Origin of the sequence: Acinetobacter sp. Leaf130 (genome assembly GCF_001423205.1) — a bacterium.
Lineage (GTDB): Bacteria > Pseudomonadota > Gammaproteobacteria > Pseudomonadales > Moraxellaceae > Acinetobacter > Acinetobacter calcoaceticus.
Window position 1 is genome coordinate 269,393 of sequence record NZ_LMOE01000001.1, and the last position, 21,967, is coordinate 291,359.

13 protein-coding genes and 2 pseudogenes are annotated in these 21,967 nt (G+C 36.4%); 8 read left to right on the forward strand and 7 right to left on the reverse strand.

All coding sequences use genetic code 11. From position 1 onward, the window contains the following. Positions 1-65: 65 nt before the first annotated feature. The 7 genes from ASF86_RS01175 to ASF86_RS01205 all read right to left on the reverse strand — a co-directional run bounded on the left by ASF86_RS01175 (position 66) and on the right by ASF86_RS01205 (position 7,589). On the reverse strand, positions 66-1,511 hold the full coding sequence (locus ASF86_RS01175) for an NAD(P)/FAD-dependent oxidoreductase (RefSeq protein ID WP_056478617.1): 1,446 nt from the start codon (positions 1,509-1,511) through the stop codon (positions 66-68). Between the two features lie 18 nt (positions 1,512-1,529). Continuing rightward, complete coding sequence (locus ASF86_RS01180) at positions 1,530-2,861, reverse strand: APC family permease (RefSeq protein ID WP_056478619.1); 1,332 nt, start codon at positions 2,859-2,861, stop codon at positions 1,530-1,532. 197 nt (positions 2,862-3,058) lie between these two features. Then, a complete protein-coding gene (locus ASF86_RS01185) occupies positions 3,059-3,766 on the reverse strand; it encodes a cache domain-containing protein (protein WP_017391632.1) in 708 nt (235 codons plus the stop codon). A 65-nt stretch (positions 3,767-3,831) separates the two neighbouring features. Next, entirely contained in the window at positions 3,832-4,551 is a 720-nt protein-coding gene (locus tag ASF86_RS01190; RefSeq protein WP_056478621.1) for a FadR/GntR family transcriptional regulator, read from the reverse strand. A 55-nt stretch (positions 4,552-4,606) separates the two neighbouring features. Next, the gene (locus tag ASF86_RS01195; protein WP_003652774.1) at positions 4,607-5,377 is read right to left on the reverse strand and encodes a nuclear transport factor 2 family protein; all 771 of its coding nucleotides are present in this window, start codon (positions 5,375-5,377) and stop codon (positions 4,607-4,609) included. A 28-nt stretch (positions 5,378-5,405) separates the two neighbouring features. Then, the gene (locus ASF86_RS01200; RefSeq protein WP_056478623.1) at positions 5,406-6,836 is read right to left on the reverse strand and encodes a gamma-aminobutyraldehyde dehydrogenase; all 1,431 of its coding nucleotides are present in this window, start codon (positions 6,834-6,836) and stop codon (positions 5,406-5,408) included. A gap of 330 nt (positions 6,837-7,166) precedes the next feature. Then, a complete protein-coding gene (locus tag ASF86_RS01205) occupies positions 7,167-7,589 on the reverse strand; it encodes an Lrp/AsnC family transcriptional regulator (RefSeq protein ID WP_002120489.1) in 423 nt (140 codons plus the stop codon). Positions 7,590-7,724: 135 nt separating this feature from the next. Here ASF86_RS01205 and ASF86_RS01210 point away from each other — a divergent pair. The 8 genes and pseudogenes from ASF86_RS01210 to ASF86_RS01245 all read left to right on the forward strand — a co-directional run. Then, positions 7,725-8,485: aminotransferase class III-fold pyridoxal phosphate-dependent enzyme (locus ASF86_RS01210; RefSeq protein WP_227508767.1), on the forward strand; the 761-nt coding region annotated here is incomplete at its 3' end. A 1-nt stretch (position 8,486) separates the two neighbouring features. Beyond that, positions 8,487-9,066: pseudogene (locus ASF86_RS20215) on the forward strand (aminotransferase class III-fold pyridoxal phosphate-dependent enzyme); the annotation flags it as partial. Continuing rightward, entirely contained in the window at positions 9,063-10,157 is a 1,095-nt protein-coding gene (gene astA / locus ASF86_RS01220) for an arginine N-succinyltransferase (RefSeq protein ID WP_056478625.1), read from the forward strand. The pseudogene ASF86_RS20215 and the gene astA, both read left to right, overlap by 4 nt. Before the next feature lie 400 nt (positions 10,158-10,557). Next, on the forward strand, positions 10,558-12,021 hold the full coding sequence (locus tag ASF86_RS01225) for an amino acid permease (protein WP_056478627.1): 1,464 nt from the start codon (positions 10,558-10,560) through the stop codon (positions 12,019-12,021). Between the two features lie 120 nt (positions 12,022-12,141). Beyond that, on the forward strand, positions 12,142-13,893 hold the full coding sequence (locus tag ASF86_RS01230) for a ShlB/FhaC/HecB family hemolysin secretion/activation protein (RefSeq protein ID WP_056478629.1): 1,752 nt from the start codon (positions 12,142-12,144) through the stop codon (positions 13,891-13,893). A gap of 24 nt (positions 13,894-13,917) precedes the next feature. After that, entirely contained in the window at positions 13,918-20,376 is a 6,459-nt protein-coding gene (locus tag ASF86_RS01235) for a DUF637 domain-containing protein (RefSeq protein WP_056478631.1), read from the forward strand. Between the two features lie 15 nt (positions 20,377-20,391). Continuing rightward, a complete protein-coding gene (locus tag ASF86_RS01240) occupies positions 20,392-20,946 on the forward strand; it encodes an SMI1/KNR4 family protein (RefSeq protein ID WP_056478633.1) in 555 nt (184 codons plus the stop codon). A gap of 352 nt (positions 20,947-21,298) precedes the next feature. Further along, positions 21,299-21,855 (forward strand): annotated as a pseudogene (locus ASF86_RS01245) (SMI1/KNR4 family protein). The last annotated feature ends 112 nt before the right edge of the window (positions 21,856-21,967 follow it).

A 21,967-nucleotide genomic window follows, 5' to 3' on the forward strand; every position in this document is an offset into this window, starting at 1 on the left:
TTAAATAAAAAAGGATCCGTACAAAGCTATACGAATCCTTTTTCTGAAATTAGTGGTTCTATAAATTAGAAAGACACCATTTTGCCAGGGTTTAACATTGCACCGATGCCATACATGCTTTTTGCGAGTGGAATGACAACGGGTGCAAGTGTGCGGCCAAACATAATATTTTGATGGTCAATTTTAGATAACATTTCAAAGTCATTAGATTGCCCAACAAAATCACTTGCGATGGCTTTACCAATGCGTACTGTCTGTGCAACGCCGTGACCACTCCAGCCGTGAACAGCATAAATCGGAAATTTATTGCCAAACTTACGGCTATCAACTGCACCATTTACCGTTAAATCAGTCGTTCCACTCCAGACAAAGTCCATCTCTAGATTTTTAATTTGAGGAAATACTGTATGAATTCGATGTTCTAGATAATTTAAGGTTTTCTCTGGACCCCAACACGTTCCAGTGCCTTGCCCACCAAACAATAAACGGTTATTAAACACGGGACGGTAGTAATCAATCTGGAACTGAGTGTCATAAACCGGATGCCCAAATGGCAGAAGCTCTTTTGTATCAAGCTCTAGCGGAGCGGTAGTCGCAACATAAGTATAAAATGGAATAGTGGTATTGTTTTGTTCTGATAAAAGTTTAAAAGAAGCATGATGAACTGCCAAAACTACAGACTTTTTAGCTTTTACGACTGCATTGGCTGTATGAACATAAATACCGTCTGGTTTTTCTTCTATCGAAATGACTTCTGTTTGCTCATAAACAGAACCGCCATTTTGGCAAAAACCATAAATTAAGCCGCGGTTTAAAGCTAAAGGATGAATTTGTCCACCCAACTCATCAATTAAACCACCCGTATAATAATCAGACTTAATATAGTCCATGAGTTCGTGTTTACCCACAATGCGGGTATGGTCTTCACCTAAATATTTTCGGGCGTCGGCGCCTTGGGTTAGACCCACTAAATGTCCTTCGTGAACGGCGGCAGTAATATGACCATATTTTCGGTCAAAGTTGAGCTGGTATTTTTCTGAGATGTCATCAATAAGTTGCATCGCTTCTGTAGAGGTAAAATGCCACAGTTTTTTTGCATCTTCATAACCTAATCGATCGGCCATTTCTTGAGCTTCCCAGCGTGCCAAACCGGGGGTGAGTTGTCCGCCATTTCTACCAGAAGCTGCACTACCAATACGATTTTTTTCTAATAAAACGGTATCTACGCCTTGTTCAGCTAAATGTAAGGCTGTCGATGAACCTAATAAACCGCCACCAATAACAACCACATCGCATTCTAAATCGGTCTTTAAACTGTCAAATGTATGCCAATCAAAAAGTGAGCTTTCATAGTAGTTCGCTGGATTATCTACCGATGTGCCTTCTACCGTTGTTGTGTCAAATTTTGCATGTTTTGGATTTAACCAGCTCCATTCTTTACCCACTTGTAGAGATTTACTTGGTTTATATTCCACGTCTTTTAAAAACTGGGGTTTAGAAATAATATTCATGATGAATTTCCTTAAAAATTAATAAGCATTACTAATAGCAATACTTTGTTTTTTAATCGTTTTATAGATAAATAAAAGAATACCTAAAGATAACCAGAAACATCCGAAAGTCAGTGAAGATGAGTCAAGGTTAAGCCAGAGGCAAATAATGCTGATGACTGATATAAGCGGCAAAAATAGGTTTAGAAATTTATTTTTAAACCCTGAGCGCTGTTTATCTTTAATATAAAATTTCATAAAAACCGAGAAGTTTACGGCTGTAAAAGCGACTAGCGCACCAAAGCTGATAAGGCTTACGACTTGTGCTAAATCTAGAAAAACCGCGGACATTGAAATAAGACCAACAAATAAAACCGAGAAAAATGGTGTACCTAAGGAGATATGAATTGTCCCAAAATACTTTTTGGGAAAAATATTGTCGGTGCCCATTATATACAGTAAACGTGAAGCACTGGCATGTGAGGCTAGGCCAGAGGCAACGGTGTTCATAATTTGCCCGCATAAGAATACAGACTGGAAAAAAGCCCCGCCGACATAAAGCACAATTTCAGGAAGCGCTTCCGATGGATGATGAAAGCGAAGATTGTTTGGAAAATAAAGCTGAATAAACCAAGCGGCAGTAAAGAAAATAAGCCCACCTGCGAGAGTCGTTAACATGACTGCACGGGGAATATTTTTAGTGGGTTGTTTGGTTTCATTTGAAAGCGTTGTGACTGCGTCGAAACCTAAAAATGAAAAGCACAAAACTGAGGCACCCGCAACGAGTGGTAGTAACGATTGGTGCTCATGCCAGAGTGGAGCCAAGGTAAGCACATGCTCATAACCTTGAGTCGAGCCAATACCCTGAATCACTAAATAGACAAAGATAACCATGAGTATGATGGGTGCAAACACAAACAACAGACTTAAGTTAGCGAGTAAGCGAATACGGAAACAGTTCACTAAGGTGACAAGGCTCGCCGATACAATCACCCAAAACCAGTAAGGCAGACTTGGAATGAGGGCAGTGAGATAAATTGCGGCAAGCAAAACATTAATGAGTGGTAATAACAGATAGTCGAGTAGGGAGCACCAACCGACAAAAAAGCCACTTTTAGGGCCTAGGCTTTCGGCAGTATAACTATATGCCGAGCCTGATTTTTCTGAAGTTTTACTGAATCTTGCATAGCTCCAAGCGGTGAGTAACATAGCACCAAGTGCGAGTAAATATGCAAGTGGCACGTGACCATTGGTAATTCCAGAGACAATGCCGAAAGTATCAAACACTGTCATTGGCGTCATGTAGGCAATACCAATAATCGTGACTTGCCAAAGAGACAGTTTTTTTAAGGAAGACGTTTTATTTTCCATGTCATTTCAACCTCAAATTTCGTTGTTTTGCTTTTCATCCGGAAAAGCGATGCTATTTTTGAGCCAAAACTTCCCCAAGACCTGAATAAGCAAGTCTGATTGAAGAAAGTTTGAACAAAAGCCAGAAGCTTTAGGTGCTGTTTCGCCTTGGTAATGTCCTAAAGTAAGGTCAAATATTTAGTATTTTTGACTTTGCTCTAGATAACGACCAATTGAAAAGATTGACACGGTCGTGAGAGAACCTGCTCGGGGCTTTGTCCTCTAAATAGTGTGCCTGTCCTGATGGTGACGTCATTTGAAGTAATGACTCGAGAAGAATCGTTGATCACGATTGCTTTTTGTTTGATGTTTTTCAGCTTCGGCATGAGAAGTTTTTCGAGTGCGGAAACTAAAATGTCGGTGGCAATTACACCGATAAATTGATCACGAATCATGACTGGATGGGCAAGGGTGATGGTGTATGCACCATTACAAATATAATCGACATAAGGCCCATGGATGCACGGACTTTTATTTTGAGCAGGTTTATGGAACCACTCAAAAGAGCGAAAATCTAAAAAGCGCTGAGCATTTTGATAGTTTTCAAGTTTGGCTTGCTGTAACTGATCTTCTTTTTTATACCACCATTCGAGTGTCCAATAATCTTGTTCTTCTTGCGTTGCAGGACTATAACTTGCAAAGCCGATACCTTGACTGTAATGGCTTTCCTGTAATGCCTTTTTAATTTCTTTTTGCAAAGCTGAACGTTCTGAACCTGAAAGCTTAACGTCTTTTGTTTTTTCAGGTTCATGTTTTGAGAGAATTTTGCTCGCTTTAGCCGCCAGTTTTTCTGTAATGGCTGTCGTTTCCTCAACCACCGTCTTTAACAAATTTTGAAGCTCTTCTATATCTAAATGTTGGGTCATTCCTATAACTCCTAAAATTCCGTATTTCTCACTCGATATTTGATAAGCGCTCTGTTTTATTATTTTTATTCGATAGATAACTTATATCGAAGCATTTGGTCTGTTAGCATCGAAATAATTTTTCGTGCTTGAATAACAGCATCATCTTCATTGCCTTGAATAAAAGATGATAAAAGTTGGTGGTATTGCGCGACGACCAATTGATGAAAATGATCATCTTGATAAAGCACTGCGATGAGTGGCGCCCATTCGGCTTGTATGGTTAACTCTTGATTTGCTAGTCGAGCTGATTGGGCAAAAGAGGTGAGCGTCAGCAAGCAACGTAAATCAAGCTGGGCACGAGTGTCTGCTTCAACGGCTTGTTCAAATTGTTCAATAAGCTCTTTGATTTTGCCCAGTTCATATTCAGTTGTTCTTTGTGCTGCTAAATAGGCACCATGGCTTAAAATTGCACTATGAAATTCACCTAGATCAGCAAGATATTCATTTGAAGCTTGACGCAAAGGATGTTTGTTTAAAAGTAAGTCGGAAGGTAACTCACAAACAAAACTTCCACCGTTTCGTCCGCGTCGAGTATCAATCAGACCTTTTACCCGTAAAGTATTTAACGCTTCACGAACGGTAATCGGTGACACTCCCATTAAGCGAGCTAAATCCGCCTCGTTAGGAAGTTGTTCATTGCTTTTGAGCAATCCAGAGATAATTGCATTTTCCAAGCGTTCAACAACTTGTTCCGAGCGAGTTGCCTGAGCGATAGGTGCAAAAATTATCGTATATGCTGACATGGCGAATTCTCTAAAAGCTAAGTCAGTGACTTAGCTTAATGAAACGGATAAATGATTAAAACACGCCATATTGATGGACTGCCTGTTCATCTTCAGGCACAGCTGGTATTGCATCCCAAAGTTCAACAATTTTGCCATTATCTACACGCCACAATTCAAAATAGGCATGTCGATTTCCAGCAATATTTCCTTCAGAATGTGTCAATACAAATTGACCATCAGCAATGGAGCGATGAGTTTTGGAGTATACCAAACCTTGCCCTTCATTACGGATATTGTTCAAAAAATCAATCACTGCCTTAACGCCATCCCCAATATCTGGGCTATGCTGAATGAACTGATCGCCGTGGGTGTATTCTTTAAATGCTTCGTAATTGCCATCAATTAATGACTTCTTAAAGAAAGAGGTCACAATCTCACGATTTTCCTCTGGGTCATGGTGAGTTACGATTTCGGTTGGACCATCTAATTGTGTTCTGCCACTCACATTTGGAGCTGCTTCTGCTACTAGTCCATCCCAATGCTCTACAATTTTGCCGTCTTTCACTCTGTAAATATCAAAGCCAACTAACGGGTTTTCATCTAATCCCTGAAAGCGCCCATGAATCGCAACCAAGTCGCCATCTGCCAATACACGCACAGCTTCATGTTGCATGTCGGGGCAGTCTTCTACCAGTTGACGCAATCCTGAAATACCGTTGGCAACCAGTGGAGAGTGCTCAATAAAGTCTTCCGAAAAATAACGGTCTAGAGCAGTGGTATCGTGTAAATTAAATAACTCGTGGTGCGCCTTACTCACAAAGTCTTTCATTTCTTGTTTATTCATTTTGATCTCCTTTCAAATCTGATTTTTATTATTCATTTGAACTCATTACATGTTTAACGCGGGTATATTCTTCAAAACCGTAGCCTGATAAATCTTTACCATAACCTGATTTTTTGAAGCCGCCGTGTGGCATTTCTGCAGTTAAAGGAATATGGGTGTTAATCCAAACGGTTCCGAAATCAAGTTCACGAGACAGGCGAGTTGCGCGTGCATGATCTTTAGTCCAGACACTTGAAGCCAAGCCATATTCAATATCGTTGGCTTTTTCAATAGCATCATTTTCATCTGTAAATTTTTGAACAGTAATGACTGGTCCAAAAATTTCATTTTGAATTGCTTCGTCGTGTTGCTTTAAACCACTTATCACAGTTGGTTCAAAATAGAATCCTGGACGATCGGCTTGCTTGCCACCCGTTTCAACTTTGGCGTGAGCAGGTAAGTTGTCAATAAAGGTTTTAACATTCTTTAATTGATTAGCATTGTTGAGTGGACCATAAAGAGCGTCTTGATCATCTGGTTCACCAAAACGTGTATTTTTTGCAGCTTCAATTAATTTACCTAAAAATTCATCATGAACTGCTTCAGCCACAATCACGCGTGTTGCAGCAGTACAGTCTTGTCCTGCATTGAAGTAACCGGTTAAAGCAATCATCTCAACAGCTTTATCGATGTCGGCATCTTCAAAAACCACCACAGGTGCTTTACCACCAAGCTCAAGGTGGGCTTTGGCTAAATTAGCTGCCGCAGAAGCTGCAACTTGTAAGCCTGCACGAACCGAACCTGTAATAGAAACGAGCGCAGGTGTTTTATGCGATACAACTTTTGAACCGACCTGAGCTTGGCCTAACACCACATTAAATGCACCTTTAGGGAAAAATGGTGCAGCAATTTCTGCGAGTAAAAGTGTACTTTCTGGTGTTGTGTCACTTGGTTTAAGTACCACAGTGTTACCAGCTGCTAAAGCAGGCGCAATTTTCCAAACAGCCATCATGAGTGGATAGTTCCAAGGTGTAACTTGACCCACTACACCGACTGGTTCGCGGCGAATAGAAGAGGTTAAACCTTCTAAATATTCACCTGAAGCTGTGCCATTCAGTAGGCGAGCAGCACCTGCAAAGAAACGAACCTGATCTGCCGATGCACCAACTTCTTCAGATGCAATTAAGTGTTTTAACTGACCCGTATTACGACTTTGCGCCTCAATTAAACGCTCCGCATTTGCTTCAATAGCATCTGCTAAATTAAGCAATGCTTTTTGACGAGTTGAAGGTGTACTGCGTCCCCAAATTTTAAAAGCTTCTTTTGCAGCAGCGTAAGCAGCATCAACTTCTGCCTCGGTTGCATTAGGCGATTGACCATAAACTTCGCCAGTCACCGGACTTACCAAGTCGAAATAATCATTTCCTTTGCTAGCAACATATTCGCCGTTAATAAAGTGTTTTAGTTGAGTTTTAGCCATTTTTTATACCTTGTCCTTAGGTTTTAACATATAACATATAATACTATATGTATTATGTTTTAAATTTTCTGTCAAATGCTTTGACGGGGGGAGTGAATGAAAAAAGTTAGAATTCAAATCAAATTGGATTTTAAGTTTTTGATTTTATTGTTTAAAAAAAGTTAAAAAATTTATTGAAGATTTTTAGAATAGGTTCAACGTCGTAATAGTTTTGTTGATTTGACGAAAGACAATAGAAGAATTTTTATAATCGAGAGCAGCTTGATGAGCCAAACCTTATGCTTAGCTCATCAATTTTTCTTTCTTATTATTTGAAATTAAAGTGAGTTATTAGGTCTTATGACTCGCAAGCAAGATGCTGGTTTCACTGTTATAAATACCTGAAATGTTCCTGATTCTTTCTAAAACTTTGTCGAAGTTTTCTAAAGTGTCAGATCGTAGCTCAACCAAAATGTCCCATTTACCATTAGTTTTATGCAAACATTCAACGGCACTTTCTAGGCGTAATTCTTTAATCACAGACTGCGCTTTGGTCCCTTCGACCATAATGCTCATCCATGCACGGATGACATTTCGTTCTGCATTGGGTTTAAACCGTACCGTGTATCCGGTAATGATGCCTGACGACTCTAAATACTCGATTCTCTTTTTTACCGTTGCTCTTGAAACGTGAACTTTTTCGGCTAACTCGGTAACAGACATCCGTGCGTTATCTTTAAGCAAACCTAAAATAATTTGATCAATGTTATCCATATTGTAATTGTCAATTATCAGATTGGTAAAAAATAATTCATTTTTTACTGAATTACAAATTTTGTGAATCAATTTGATTTTGAATAATAGGGGAATCAGTTAAGCCTAATAATTCAATTTAATGGACTAGATAAGATGAATAATTTTGCAGTTTCTCGTAGTGACTTTAACGAGTGGATGGTTCCAGTTTTTGCACCGGCAAATTTCATTCCGGTACGTGGTGAAGGTTCACGTATTTGGGATCAAGAAAATAAAGAATATATTGATTTTGCAGGCGGGATTGCAGTAAACGCATTAGGTCATGCGCATCCAGTGGCAGTAAATGCTTTAACAGAGCAAGCAACAAAACTCTGGCATGTTGGAAATGGTTATACAAATGAACCTGTTCTACGCCTTGCAAAACAACTCACTGAAAATACATTTGCAGACAAGGTATTCTTCTGTAACTCAGGTGCAGAAGCCAATGAAGCTGCATTGAAACTAGCTCGTAAAGTGGGTTTAGACAGCGGTGTTGCTGGTAAAAGTGGCATTGTGGCATTTAATAATGCGTTCCATGGCCGTACTTTATTTACCGTTTCAGCTGGTGGTCAACCTAAATATTCACAAGACTTTGCACCACTTCCAAATGGCATTAATCATGTTGCCTTTAACGATTTAGAAGCTGCAAAAGCGGTGATCAATGAGCAAACATGTGCAGTTATTGTTGAACCGATACAAGGTGAAGGCGGCGTTATTCCGGCTGACATCGAATTTTTAAAAGGCTTACGTGCACTGTGCGATGAGTTTGGTGCCTTACTTATTTTTGATGAAGTACAAACTGGTGTAGGCCGTACAGGTTCACTTTATGCCTACATGAACACTGGTGTTATTCCAGATGTTCTTACAACTGCAAAAGCNCTTACTTATTTTTGATGAAGTACAAACTGGTGTAGGCCGTACAGGTTCACTTTATGCCTACATGAACACTGGTGTTATTCCAGATGTTCTTACAACTGCAAAAGCGCTAGGTGGTGGTTTCCCAGTCGGTGCGATGTTAACGACAGATAAATTTGCTCCGCATTTTTCAGTTGGTACGCACGGTACGACTTACGGTGGTAATCCGTTAGCAAGTGCAGTTGCAGGTGCAGTATTTGAATTTATTAATACACCCGAAGTGCTTAACGGGGTTAAAGAGCGCCATGATTACTATAAAAAAGCTTTAAATAAATTAAACGAAAAATATGAAATCTTTAAAACAATTCGTGGTCAAGGTTTACTCATTGGCTGCGTCTTAAAATCAGAGTTCGCTGGCAAAGCAAAAGATATTAATAACCTTGCGGGTGAAGAGGGATTACTTAGTCTTATTGCTGGTCCAAATGTTGTGCGCTTTACACCATCTCTGATTATTCCTTTGGCTGATATTGATGAAGGTTTAAAAAGATTTGATCGTGCACTTGCTCGCTTCGTAGCAATTCAAAAGGATGAACAAGCGGCATGATGATTATTCGCTACATCGAACCTAAAGACGTTAATGACCTTTACCTCTTGGCTCAAAAAGCAGGTTTTGGCTTGACGTCTTTACAGCCCAATATAGAAAAATTGGCAGCGCGCATCGACCGAGCTTGCAAGACAGTTGCAGGTGAGTTGCCAAAGGCAGATCAGGTTTATTTATTTGTTCTCGAAGATACTGAACTCAACAAAGTAGTAGGGGTCTGCGGTATTGAAGTCGCACTTGGTTTAAAAGAGCCTTGGTACAACTTTCATGTAGGGACGCAAGTTCATGCCTCGGAACCGCTAAGTGTTTATAAAGCTTTACCAACACTATATTTGAGTAATGACCACACCAACTGTAGTGAGCTTTGTACTTTGTTCTTAGATCCGGACTATCGCTTAAATAAAAATGGCAAATTTTTATCTAAAGTTCGCTTCTTGTTTCTGTCGGCATTTCGCCAATATTTTGAAGAAACCATTGTGGCAGAAATGCGTGGTTATTCCGATGCAAATGGGCAGTCACCATTTTGGAATGCGGTAGGCCATAAGTTTTTTGATATTGAATTTACCAAAGCTGATTATTTAAGTGGAGTCGGACAAAAGGCCTTTATTGCAGAGCTGATGCCAAGACATCCACTCTATGTCGATATGTTGCCTGACGATGCTAAAGCAGCAATTGGTATTGTCCATCCAAATACTCGACCAGCCTACAATCTCTTGCTAGAAGAAGGGCTGCGCTATAAAGGATATGTCGATATTTTTGATGGTGGGGCGACATTGCAGGCCGATATTGAAAACTTACGAGCGATTAAAGAAAGTCAATCTGTAGTGGTCCAAATTGAACAACCTGAAAATATTGCGGTAGGGGATGAACCTTACATTGTAGCCAATGATGACTATCAAAATTATCGTGCCATTCTTGTGTATAGCAAACCTTATCGAGAAAAGCTGCAATTAACACAAGAACAAGCAAAACAATTGAATGCCGAAAATGGTTGTTTAGTTCGTGTGCTAAGTGTTCAAGCTAAACAGGTTTCCAATCCAAAAGCGGTAAACAAACTCAAAGAGACTGATCATTTGCGAATGGCTGTTAATTAAGCAGAAATACTATACATTTCACCAAATTTAAGAGGGAATACTATATTATCGCTAACGCAAGATTGGTACATGGATAAACACAATCTTGCTTGCTGAGCTGGAATTCATTAGCCTGTCGCTATTCTATAAATGACAGACAATTAAAATATTTAATTAATTCATATATTTTAATTCTCTACCGAAATTATATTGATAGAGGTCAGGCTAATATAATAATGAAGGAAAGGATTTATGATTAATTTTTATTGTTGTAGGTAATAGCTTTTAAAAAGGAATTTATAAGGTTTTAAATGATTTAATAATATTTTTAAAATGATTTAATGGACTAAATTGATAATCATATAATTTATTTATTATTAAAACATTTACAACGATTGCTATAAATTGGAGTAAATATTACATGAGTAAGAATAACGGAAAGCAATTCCTGGAAGGAGATCTTCTTGGTAGTCAACATATGACTGAGCAAGAAGAAGAGAAATTGCAACGCTCATTAACCAATCGTCATATTCAGATGATTGCGATTGGCGGTGCAATCGGGACTGGATTATTTATGGGTTCCGGTAAAACATTAAGTATTTCAGGAACTTCAATTGTTTTAACCTATTTAATTATTGGTTTCTTCTTTTTCTTCGTAATGCGAGCAATGGGCGAGTTGCTGCTGGCGAATACTAATTTTAAAACATTCGCAGATTTTGCAACGGCATATCTTGGTCCGTGGGCGGGATTCTTCCTTGGTTGGTCCTATTGGTGTAACTGGATTATTACTGCTATTGCAGACGTGATCGTGATCGGAGGGTACATGCAGTTTTGGTATCCTGATTTACCCGTCTGGATTCCTGCATTTACTTCATTAGCAATTTTAACCATACTCAATTTTGTGGCCGTTCGGCTATTTGGTGAACTCGAATTTTGGTTTTCCCTCATCAAAATTACAGCAATTATTCTGTTCATTCTTGCTGGTATTTACTTAATTAGTACCGGATTTACTTCTCCGAATGGTGTTAAGGCATCGGTTAGTCATTTGTTTGAAACACAATCTATGTTTCCTTATGGTGTAACAGGTTTCTTGGCAGGTTTCCAAATTGCCATATTTGCGTTTGTGGGTATTGAGCTTGTCGGTACAACTGCTGCTGAAACCAAAGACCCGCATAAATCACTTCCAAAAGCGATTAACTCTATTCCTTTACGTATTTTATTGTTCTACGTGGGCGCATTGGTTTGTATTATTGCGGTCACCTCTTGGGCAAAAATTTCACCAGAAAAAAGCCCATTTGTGGAAATGTTTACGTTAGTTGGCTTACCAATTGCGGCAGGTTTAATCAATTTTGTTGTAGCAACTTCAGCGCTATCTTCGGCCAATAGTGGAATTTTTGCGACCAGTCGTATGTTATACGGTTTAGCATTAGACAATGATGCTCCTAAAAGCTTTAGTAAGTTATCTAAAAGTAAGGTTCCAATTAGAGGACTCGTATTTTCGATGGCTTGTGTAACGGTGGGAACCTCTATTTTATTTATTGTTCCAAACGTCATGACTGCGTTTACAATTATTTCAGCGCTCACTTCAATTTTATGTATTTTTACATTCATGTTGATTGTACTTTCTTATATTTCCTATCGTAAAAAATTCCCTGAATTACATATTCAATCCCAATATAAAATGCCGGGTGGATTATTTATGGCATGGTTTACGATGCTATTTTTAGTTTTCACTATTGTAATTTTAGCTTTAGATCACGATACCTTAATTGCACTTGAGTGTTCACCAATCTGGTTTATTGGTTTGTTTATTGCCTATAGATATAAAAAGAAAAAGATGTTGCAGCTTGATATTTTAAAAGCTCAAAAGGTTGATTATATTTAAATTACATAATGAATTTTTTTAAAGCTAGGCAGAATCCTAGCTTTTTATTCTCTTAAATATTGAGATATATATTGTGTTTATGTAAAATAATGTGATTATACGTACAATTCTGTCTATAAGATGTTAACTAAGAACTTTATAACTTCTTCCATTATTTTTCTTGCGGGTTTTAACCAATATGTCTATGCCATCGAAGACGTTTCTTTACCTAGTCAGGTACTTCAAGATCAACGTTTAAAAGAGCTCAATCAGCAATTACAAGATCAGCTTGCTCAGCAAACACCTTATCAAAGTACAAAAACCTTACAGGACTTTAAGCATCTGGTTGTTAAAGAAAGTCCGTGTGTTGTCGTTAAAAAAATTAGTCTTGTACCCTTAAGTAGTCAGTCTGAGTCTGACTTGCAGCAATTTAACTTTGTGGTTAAAGCTATAAAAAAGCATCCGCAGAGTATTTTGGGCAAATGTATTGGCACCCAAAGCTTACATAACATTGTGAACTATGCTCAAAACGAACTTCTAAAAAAAGGTTTTATTACCAGTCAAATTGTAGTGAGTCCACAAGACTTAAATCAGGGTAATTTAAACCTGAGTGTGCAAATAGGTCGCCTGAATAAGATCGTAATTCAAGAAGGAAAAATCTCGTCATTACAGCTCAAGACAGGGTTACCATTTAAAGCGGGTGATATTGTTAATCTAAAAACACTTGATCAGGGACTAGAAAACCTGAAACGTGTCTATGCAGTAGACATGCAAATTGCTCCGGCAAGTTCTCAAGATAAAGAATTAACGGGCTATAGCGATTTAATACTTAAATTACAACCCCAGCAAAAAGTTAATTTCAATTTAAGTGTAGATGATTCGGGTAATCAGGACACGGGTACCTATATGGGAAACATCGGAATAGGCGTCAATAACCCGTTTCATTTAAATGATATTTTATCGTTAAACGTGGGCCATTCATTAGATGACTTTCATGAAGGTTTAAATCGGAGTTACTTCATTAGTTATCAACTACCTGTTGGCTACTATGATTTAGGCCTTAGCTATAATGATTATTATTATAGACAGGGAACGGTGGCACCTAAATCTGGCTATCCCGTTATTTATGATGGTAATAGTCAGCAAGCCAATCTAAATCTATCTCGTGTGATTAGCCGTAGCGGGCAGCATAAAACTAGCATTTACGGGAAGATTTATCATAAAGAAAGCCAAAGCTTTATGAATGATATTGAAGTTGAAGTATTACACCGTAAAACCTCAGGCTTGAATTTAGGATTTCAGCACCGTCAATATTTAGGAAATGCGGTATTAGACGGCAGCATCGATTACCGTCGTGGGATGGGGGTAGGTGCCCGAACTGCACCAGAAGAAAATATTACTGATAATAATAATAAGGGAAATTATCTTCCCGTTGAAGGTTACTCCCGTGCTCCACTTTTAAGTGCCGATTTACGTTTTAGCACGCCCTTTCTCTTGCTTGAAAAACCAGCTCAATACCGCCTTAACTGGCGTGGACAATATGCACCGAAAATTTTAGTACCGAATGACCGCTTTTATATTGGCGGGCGCTATAGCGTGCGTGGTTTTGATGGTGAGCTCATGCTCTCTGGAGATAACGGACAGTATGTACAGCAAGAAATCAGCTTGAATGCACCAATTCCAAATACCCAGTTTTATATGGCAGTCGATCAGGGTTGGGTTAATGGGCGTAATAGCATACCGGGTCAGCGTTATTTACTCGGGAGTGTTTTAGGGTTACGCACTTATCAAAATAGTTTTTATCTGGATGCCTTTACAGGTCGGGGGCTGATTGCACCTGACAGCATAAAAAAAGACTGGGTTACCGGTTTTAGTATCAACCTTTCTTATTAATTTACTTTAGAAAAGACTTAATTCATGAACAAGAATAGTTATCGCATTATTTATAGCAAAGCACGTCAAATGTTTGTGGCCGTGGCCGAAAATGTACGAAGCCAAACCAAGGCATCAGGCCAAAGTGAAGCAAGTGCCCAGAGCAACATTAATAACACTGAATCTCAGGCCTTTCATCAACTTTGGCAAGTGAAAGCACTGGTTGCCAGTATGAGTCTGTGGATGCCTTTAGCACCTGTCTATGCCGGTATTGTAGCGGACAGTGCAGCAAATGCTGCGAATAGAGCAGTGATTGGTGCTGGTAAGAACTCAGCAGGTACAGTCGTTCCTGTGGTCAATATTCAAACTCCCAAAAATGGGATATCCCATAATATTTATAAACAGTTTGATGTACTGGCTGAAGGTGTTGTACTCAACAACAGTCGTCAGGGCGCTACGACACAAACAGTAGGAAACGTTGCAGCCAACCCGTTTTTAGCTACAGGCGAAGCGCGAGTTATTTTAAATGAAGTAAATTCATCAGCCGCTTCACGCTTTGAAGGGAACTTGGAAGTTGCAGGGCAAATGGCAGATGTGATTATTGCTAACCCATCCGGTATTAACATTAAAGGTGGTGGCTTTATTAATGCCAACAAGGCAATTTTTACCACAGGTAAACCTCAGTTAAATGCTGATGGCAGTATCAAGCAGTTTACGGTTGACCAAGGAAAAATTACGGTCTCAGCAAACCCTAATTCTAAATTTGGCTTGGGTGGAAATAATAACGATGCAAATTATGTGGACCTCTATACCCGTGCATTAGAACTCAGTGCGGAACTACGTGCCAAAAATGATATTCAAGTCATTGCAGGGGCGAATAATGTCAGTGCCGATTTGCAGGATGTTACAGCTAAAACTGGTACTGGAACCGCACCGACATTGGCTGTGGATGTTAAAGCTTTGGGTGGAATGTACGCCAATAATATCTATCTGATGGGAACTGAAAAAGGTTTGGGTGTGACTAACGCAGGGACTATTCAGGCAGTCAACAATCTGGTGATTACCAGTGCTGGAAAAATTGAACACAGTGGCACAATCAGTTCAACCAGTAAAACCCAGAGTTTAGTGAACATACAAACAACGGGTACGGGTGCAGCAGGTGATATTAATAATAGTGGAACGATCTCTGGTAAGGGGATAGTTAATTTAGATTCAGCTAATGATTTAAATATTACTGCAAAAGAAGTTAAAATTGATGAAGGTAATAATACGGCATTAATTTTAGCTGCAAATGGCAATATTAACTTAAAAAATGAAATACAATTAAAAAATTCAGCAATAAATGGTGGAGTTTATCTGAATGCTAATAATATTAATTTAGAAGGTAATTCAACTATTGATGGGAAATCTGATGTTAATATTATAGGTAAGGAAAGTATTTTAATTAAAAAAAATAACAAAATTAAATCAGGTAAAAGTATAAGTATATTAGGTGGAGGTTTGAGTTTAGAAGGGAGTGATTTAACCTCTGGGCAAAATATTAATCTTCAAAGTGGTAGTGTAAATAAGAAATTATCAATTAATAGTTCCATAATTAAAGCGGAGGAGGACTATAATTTTTATAGTCATGGAGATTTATCTCTTAATAAAATTGATTTCTCACAAAATAAAGATAATTTAAAAAAACAAAATATCAAAATTGGTTCAGGTGGAATTTTGGAATTAGGTGATAACTTTACCTTTAACTCAAAAGGAAGAGTCAATTTTGAATCAAAAAGTAATATTAATCTTGGAGAGGGGCTTAAGTTAAATTTAGATGGCGATATTGGTGTTGTTTCATCTGGTGGTGATATTAAAGCAAATACACTAAATTTAACATCAAATCTAGGAGGGGTTTATCTAAAATCTAATGGAAATATTAATATTAATTCAAAAATAACTGAAAAAAAAGTTTTAAACTCTAAAGGTGTAGAGACAGGTCAATTTAATCAGGAGGTTAGTGAAAATTATATTAATGCTTTTAATGATATAAGTATTGATTCTAATATTGGTGTTTATTTAAATGGTGCTAATTTTAAAACAAATTTTGGTGATTTTGTAGTTAAAGGTAAGGATTTAAATATTGATGTTAGTAAATATGGTTATCATACAAGATTTGACTATATGGGTCAGGAGTTATACTCGTATGCAAACTCAAATAATAAAAATAATTTTGAGGCTAATAATATTTTATTTTTGGTGGATAATTCTTTAAGGGCAGTTTCAGGTAAATATATTGCAAAGAAAAATATAAATTTATTTTCTAATGGTAGTTTTGATTTTTATGTAAATGATCTAAATTCTAATGGCCATACTAATATTCAAGCTAAAGATAAGTTGAACATTGGAGATGGTTTTAATGGTAAGAATTTTTTTGATAACCAATATATATCTGGATCTAATAACTTTAAATCTGATGGATTGATTTCTATTTTAGGTAGTAGAGTTGAGGTTGATGGTTTTCTTAGTGCTAAAGGAGGTGCTATTTTAATAAATTCATTAGAAAATTATAGTAATTCTGATAAGGGCCTACATTTGTTTTTGACTTCAACTAAAAATGATTTTTTAGAAAATAATTCATTATTAAAAAATCACAATGGGTCTATTGACATTAGATCTACAGGGGGGGTCGATTTTAAGACGAATAAAATTAAAGCATATGGTGATATAAATTTATATTCAAAGGGTGGTGTGACTTTGAATAGGATAATTGATTTTAGTAAAGATGATGTGAAAAATAATAAAGAAATTTCTTCTGAAAATGGTTCTATTAATATTTCTGCAGATTATGTGGATCTTAATGCGGCAAGATTAAAGTCAAAAAATGGAATTTCTATTGTGGCTAATAAAGGAGATATTAGTCTTAATTCTAAAAAAGAAACTTTAAATGACATAAATGTTATGGGGAAATTTACTGAGAGTTATGGTGATCCCTATAGTGAATTTGAATTGTTTAAAAAAAATAATCCTGAATATAAAAAGAAACTTGATGATTTAAACTATCATATTTATTTGACTAGACGGGGAGTTTCAGGTAAGGGGGCAGGACAAAAGCGTATTGATTATGCCAATAACGAAATAAATAATGCAGAAAAAGAAATTGTTAATCTTAATAATGCATATGGTGTAACAAATATTTTTAATAGAAATAACTTTTTATCTTCTGAATATGCAGTTATTTTAGGTAAAAAAAGATTTAACTATTATTTTGAGGATTTTAAACAAATTAATGAGAATATAGATTATTCTGGTTTAAATTTTTCTGGATATCTACATAGAGGGGTTGATTTACAATCGGATGGAAATATTAATTTAATTTCAAATAATGGTATAATTTTAAACTCTGCTAATGTAAACACCTTAGGGGATTTTACTGTATACGCTAAAGGTAAGTTAGATAAGAAAAAAACAGCTGAGTTGGTAGAAAACCAGTTAGATTCTTCAATTGTGTTTGCAAATGTAAAAGATCAATATGAACTTGGTAAAGAAAATGAAAATTATTATCAAAAAATAGATATTACTAAGCCAAATAATATTAATGCGAAAAATGTTAATTTAATTGCTAATGATCAAAGTGGGTTGAATTTAATTCTACAAGGGACTGATATTAAAGCAACTGATACAGTTAATATTGTTGGAAGTGGAAATATAGATTTTCGCCATAATGTGGATAATATCTATACAAAAACACAGCAAACTACGACAAAAGAATCTTTATTCGGTTTAAAAAAATCTAGTACAACAGAAACCAGAATACTAGAGGGGGTTGTTGGTAAAAGTGATGTACTTAAAGCAAATAAAATAAATATTGAGTCTCTGGGGGGGGGTATATCATTATATGGTGCGCAGATTCAGGCACCTAAAGATCAGGTGAAATTAAAAGCAGCTAAAGATATTTATATGGTCACTTTTCAAGACCAGATAAATGAAGTAAGTACTATTAAAAAAGATGCTGGCTTTTTAGGAGTTGAATATAGAGATTCAAATTCTGTTGGGTCAAAGATTGTTAATAATCAAATACCCACTGTAATAACAGGGCATTATATTGCTTCTTCATCTGGTGGAAGTACATATTTAGAAGGTACACAGTTTAACTTTACTGAAGGAGTTTCAATTAAGGTAGGTGATGGTCCTAATCCTTCTCCCGATGCAAAATTGGTTATTACGTCAGCTAAGGGCTTGTATTCGAATATTCAGGATAATAGTAAAAAGAATACTTTCTGGCAAAGTATGGAAAGTAAGGGTACAGTTGAAGAACTTGCTAATTTACCTAAATTTAATGGTCCAGTTAATAATATTAAAATTGAAGGCAGTTTATCTGTACAGGTTCCTATTAAACAAGGAGAAAACTCAGAAGTTGTCGATATTATTAATAATTTATCAAAAGAAAAAGGATATGAGTATTTAAAGACTTTAATTGATAATAAAGATAAAAATGTAAGCTGGACTGCGGTTGAGTTAACGAAAAAAAATTGGGATTACAAGCAGCAAGGCTTAACACCAGCCGGTGCTGCAATATTAACTATTATTGTAACAGCTTTAACAGCTGGTGCAGGGTCTTCTGCCGCAGGAGCACTTGGTTTCTCAACCACTGGAGTGGCTGCCTCAATGGCTCAAGCTGCAATTACTTCACTTTCTACTCAGGCAAGTATCAGCTTAATCAATAATGGAGGAAATGTTGCTGCCACGTTAAAAGAATTGGGTAGTGACCAATCAATACGTAATTTAGTTGCTTCTATTGCTACAGCGGGCGCGTTAAAAAGTATATCTGTTCAATTTAACTTACCGGAAACTAGTACCGCATTTAATGACCGTTTATATGTAGCATTTGTTAATAGTACTAGCTCATCTATTATTAATTCTGCAATCAATGGTGGTAGCCTGAGTGATAATCTTGAAGCATCACTTTTAGCGGGTCTTAGTAATAGCTTACAGGCTGAATTTTCTCAGAATATTGGATTAAGTTTAGATATAAAAGACCCTACAGTTATAGATTCTCTGTTACATAAGATTGCTCATATTGCATCAGGTTGCTTAACTGGAGCTATTCAAAAACAATGTGAAGCTGGAGCAATTGGTGCTGGTGTTGGTGAGATTGTTGCAGGAATGATAGAGCAACCAAATAAAGATGCAACAGCAGAGGAAATAAATAAATATCAAGAAAAAGTCATTAACACTTCTAAATTAATATCAGGCAGTTTAGCTAGTTTAGCTGGTTATGACGCAGGTTATGCTGCATCATCAGCTTCTTTAGCAGTCAGTAATAATTACTTAACTTCAAAAAATTATAGAGATTTAAAAACAAATTATGATGGCTGTATTAAAGGTGGGGGAAGTGTAGGTAAATGTAGTGGTGCAATGATAGCTGCTGCAGAAACTATTAGTAAAACAAATGACACACGTCTAAGAGCTGACTGTGCAAATGCTACAAGCAATGCCTGTATTAATGGCATAAAAGATCTTTTTGAAGGTGAACGAACTCGAAATGAACTAAATAAAGTAAATAAAATTTTTTATAATTCTGAGTATAGTAAATTTAATAGTTGGCCTAAATTTAATAGCCTTTCAAAAGCAGATGCCAATATCCGTGATCTTGGTAGTTTATATTCAACTTTCGAAAAAATAGATTTTTGGCAAAAAACAAATTGTAATAGTATTTCAACCGCAGCCTGCCAAACTAAATATAAACAATATTTAGATGCAAATGAGGCTACTCGTGTTCAAATAGCGGGAGGCTTGGATAGAGTCAAATCAATGCCAGTGATTGGAAATACAGTGACTGTTGGTGACGCTGTCATTACTTTAATCACAGGCACAAGCTTGAGTACGAATGATCCAAGCCGTTTAGTTGCTCTGGCTGAAATAGCTTCTGTTGGTATTACACGTTATATTCCGCAAGTTGGACCAGTTGTTCATGTTGCACAACCTAAATATGCTGGGCAGCGTTATACTACAGCCAGTTTAACGAGCAACAAAGATGCCACAATCAATCCAGATACTGTTCGAGCAGCTTTGGTAAATAACAGAAGTTGGCTAAAAGCGAGTTATGTTCCTGAAAAGGTATCAATTGCTGTAGCAAAAGTTGAAACAAAGTCTGGTACAGACAATATTCTTGCTGTGAGTGGACCTGCCTGGAATGGAAATGCTCCAACTGATGTGGTTATTAATGGCGTCAAGTATAAGGTGGTTACCACGGACTCTCATAGTGTTCAGCCAATTACATATACGGTAGATAAAAATGGTAAACCTATAACTAATAATAACCATGCTGAAGCAAAGCTATTTAGTTATATCAAAGATTCTTACTCATCTACTCCATCAAAAGTTACAATGTCAATTCAAAATACGGCAAGTGAGCCTGCTGGCATGTGTAATGGATGTTTATTTAGCAGTGGAAAATATTTTACTAATGAAGTTCCTTTTATGAGGTTATCAATATTTCATGGCACTACAGGTAAAAATTAATATAGGGAGAATGTGATGATCGATTTTGTGAAAGAATTATCTGCTTGTCGTGTTGAGGGAACACAACTTCCTTTTTATCCTGAAAAAGTACAAGGTTATACAGAGCAAGAAGTAGAGCTAATTGCTAGAAATCTTAATCTTGATATACATGGACAATTTAGAGATTTTTTACTTCAAATAGGAAAATGTTCAGGGGGCTTATTATGGAGTGATGAGTTCTACATGTATGATTATAGATGTGAAAAAGATTTTTTTATCAACTATCAAAAAAATATTCAAGAAGATGATTATATGTTTGATAATCAGGGAAAATTAGATCCTGTAGGGAAAAAAATATTTTTTCTATCCTGTGAATATGAAACCTATCTGTATTATTTATTTACTTCTGAGCAGGATAATTATGTATGGTTCCTTGATAGTGCTGAATCTGCAATTTGGGAAAAAACTAATATGACCTTATTAGATTATCTAAAAAATTATGTTTTTGAAAAAACTAAAAGAAATCGATTTATAGATTTTGATTTAACAGAAGAACAAATTAATAGGTCTATTACAGGTCGTTTACTTTAGATAGTTTTAAGTATGAATAAAAATTAAGCAAATTTAATGATTATTAGCAGTCACTATTCTTAAATAGTGACTGCTACTTTAATTATGACCCATTTTATTGATTACTGTAATAGGAACAGTATAGCTATTACTCATACTAGATTTTGGTGCTAAAAAATTCTGAATTTTTCTATAAGTAATTGGGTTTGCTCGCCATAACTCTACTCCATCAAAAGTGATAATGAGTGAGCCTGCTGGCATGTGTAATGGATGTTTATTTAGCAGTGGAAAATATTTTAATAATGAAGTTCCTTTTATGAGGTTATCAATATTTCATGGCACTACAGGTAAAAACTAATTTATGGAGAATATGATGATCGATTTTGTTAAAGAATTATCTGCTTGCCGTGTTGAGGGAACACAGCTTCCTTTTTATCCTGAAAAGGTACAAGGTTATACAGAGCAAGAAATAGAGTTGATTGCTGAACATTGTAACTTAAATATTCATGGACAATTTAGAGAATTTCTTCTTCAAATGGGGAGGTGTTCTGGGGGCTAATATGGAATGATGAGTTCTATATGTATAAAAGTTTATGGAACCCAAACAAGTTTAGACATGCTCAACAATCTGAAAAAGAAGATTTGGGTTATATATTAACAAGTAAAGGTAAACTAGATCCTGTTGATATGAAAATGTTTTACTTATCAAGAGAGTATGAGACATATTTTTACTATCTATTAACTGCTGAAAATGATGACTTTATATGGTCATTACATGATGCTGACGACGATGTATTAGAAAAAACAAATATAACTTTATTAGAGTATTTAAAAGATTATGTTTTTGAAAAAACTAAAAGAAATAGATTTATAGATTTTGATTTAACAGAAGAACAAATTAATAGATGTATTACAGGTCGTTTACTTTAGATAGTTTAAAGTATGAATAAAAGTTAAGAAAATTTAATGATTAGTAGTAGTCACTATTTTTTAATAGTGAATACTACTTTAATTATGACTACTACTTTAATTATGACTACTA

Excerpts from the sequence above, each read along its gene's own strand:
- ASF86_RS01175 (WP_056478617.1), bottom strand. The coding sequence starts at position 1,511 with ATGAATATTATTTCTAAACCCCAGTTTTTAAAAGACGTGGAATATAAA.
- ASF86_RS01180 (WP_056478619.1), bottom strand. The coding sequence starts at position 2,861 with ATGGAAAATAAAACGTCTTCCTTAAAAAAACTGTCTCTTTGGCAAGTC.
- ASF86_RS01185 (WP_017391632.1), bottom strand. The coding sequence starts at position 3,766 with ATGACCCAACATTTAGATATAGAAGAGCTTCAAAATTTGTTAAAGACG.
- ASF86_RS01190 (WP_056478621.1), bottom strand. The coding sequence starts at position 4,551 with ATGTCAGCATATACGATAATTTTTGCACCTATCGCTCAGGCAACTCGC.
- ASF86_RS01195 (WP_003652774.1), bottom strand. The coding sequence starts at position 5,377 with ATGAATAAACAAGAAATGAAAGACTTTGTGAGTAAGGCGCACCACGAG.
- ASF86_RS01200 (WP_056478623.1), bottom strand. The coding sequence starts at position 6,836 with ATGGCTAAAACTCAACTAAAACACTTTATTAACGGCGAATATGTTGCT.
- ASF86_RS01205 (WP_002120489.1), bottom strand. The coding sequence starts at position 7,589 with ATGGATAACATTGATCAAATTATTTTAGGTTTGCTTAAAGATAACGCA.
- astA (WP_056478625.1), top strand. The coding sequence starts at position 9,063 with ATGATGATTATTCGCTACATCGAACCTAAAGACGTTAATGACCTTTAC.
- ASF86_RS01225 (WP_056478627.1), top strand. The coding sequence starts at position 10,558 with ATGAGTAAGAATAACGGAAAGCAATTCCTGGAAGGAGATCTTCTTGGT.
- ASF86_RS01230 (WP_056478629.1), top strand. The coding sequence starts at position 12,142 with ATGTTAACTAAGAACTTTATAACTTCTTCCATTATTTTTCTTGCGGGT.
- ASF86_RS01235 (WP_056478631.1), top strand. The coding sequence starts at position 13,918 with ATGAACAAGAATAGTTATCGCATTATTTATAGCAAAGCACGTCAAATG.
- ASF86_RS01240 (WP_056478633.1), top strand. The coding sequence starts at position 20,392 with ATGATCGATTTTGTGAAAGAATTATCTGCTTGTCGTGTTGAGGGAACA.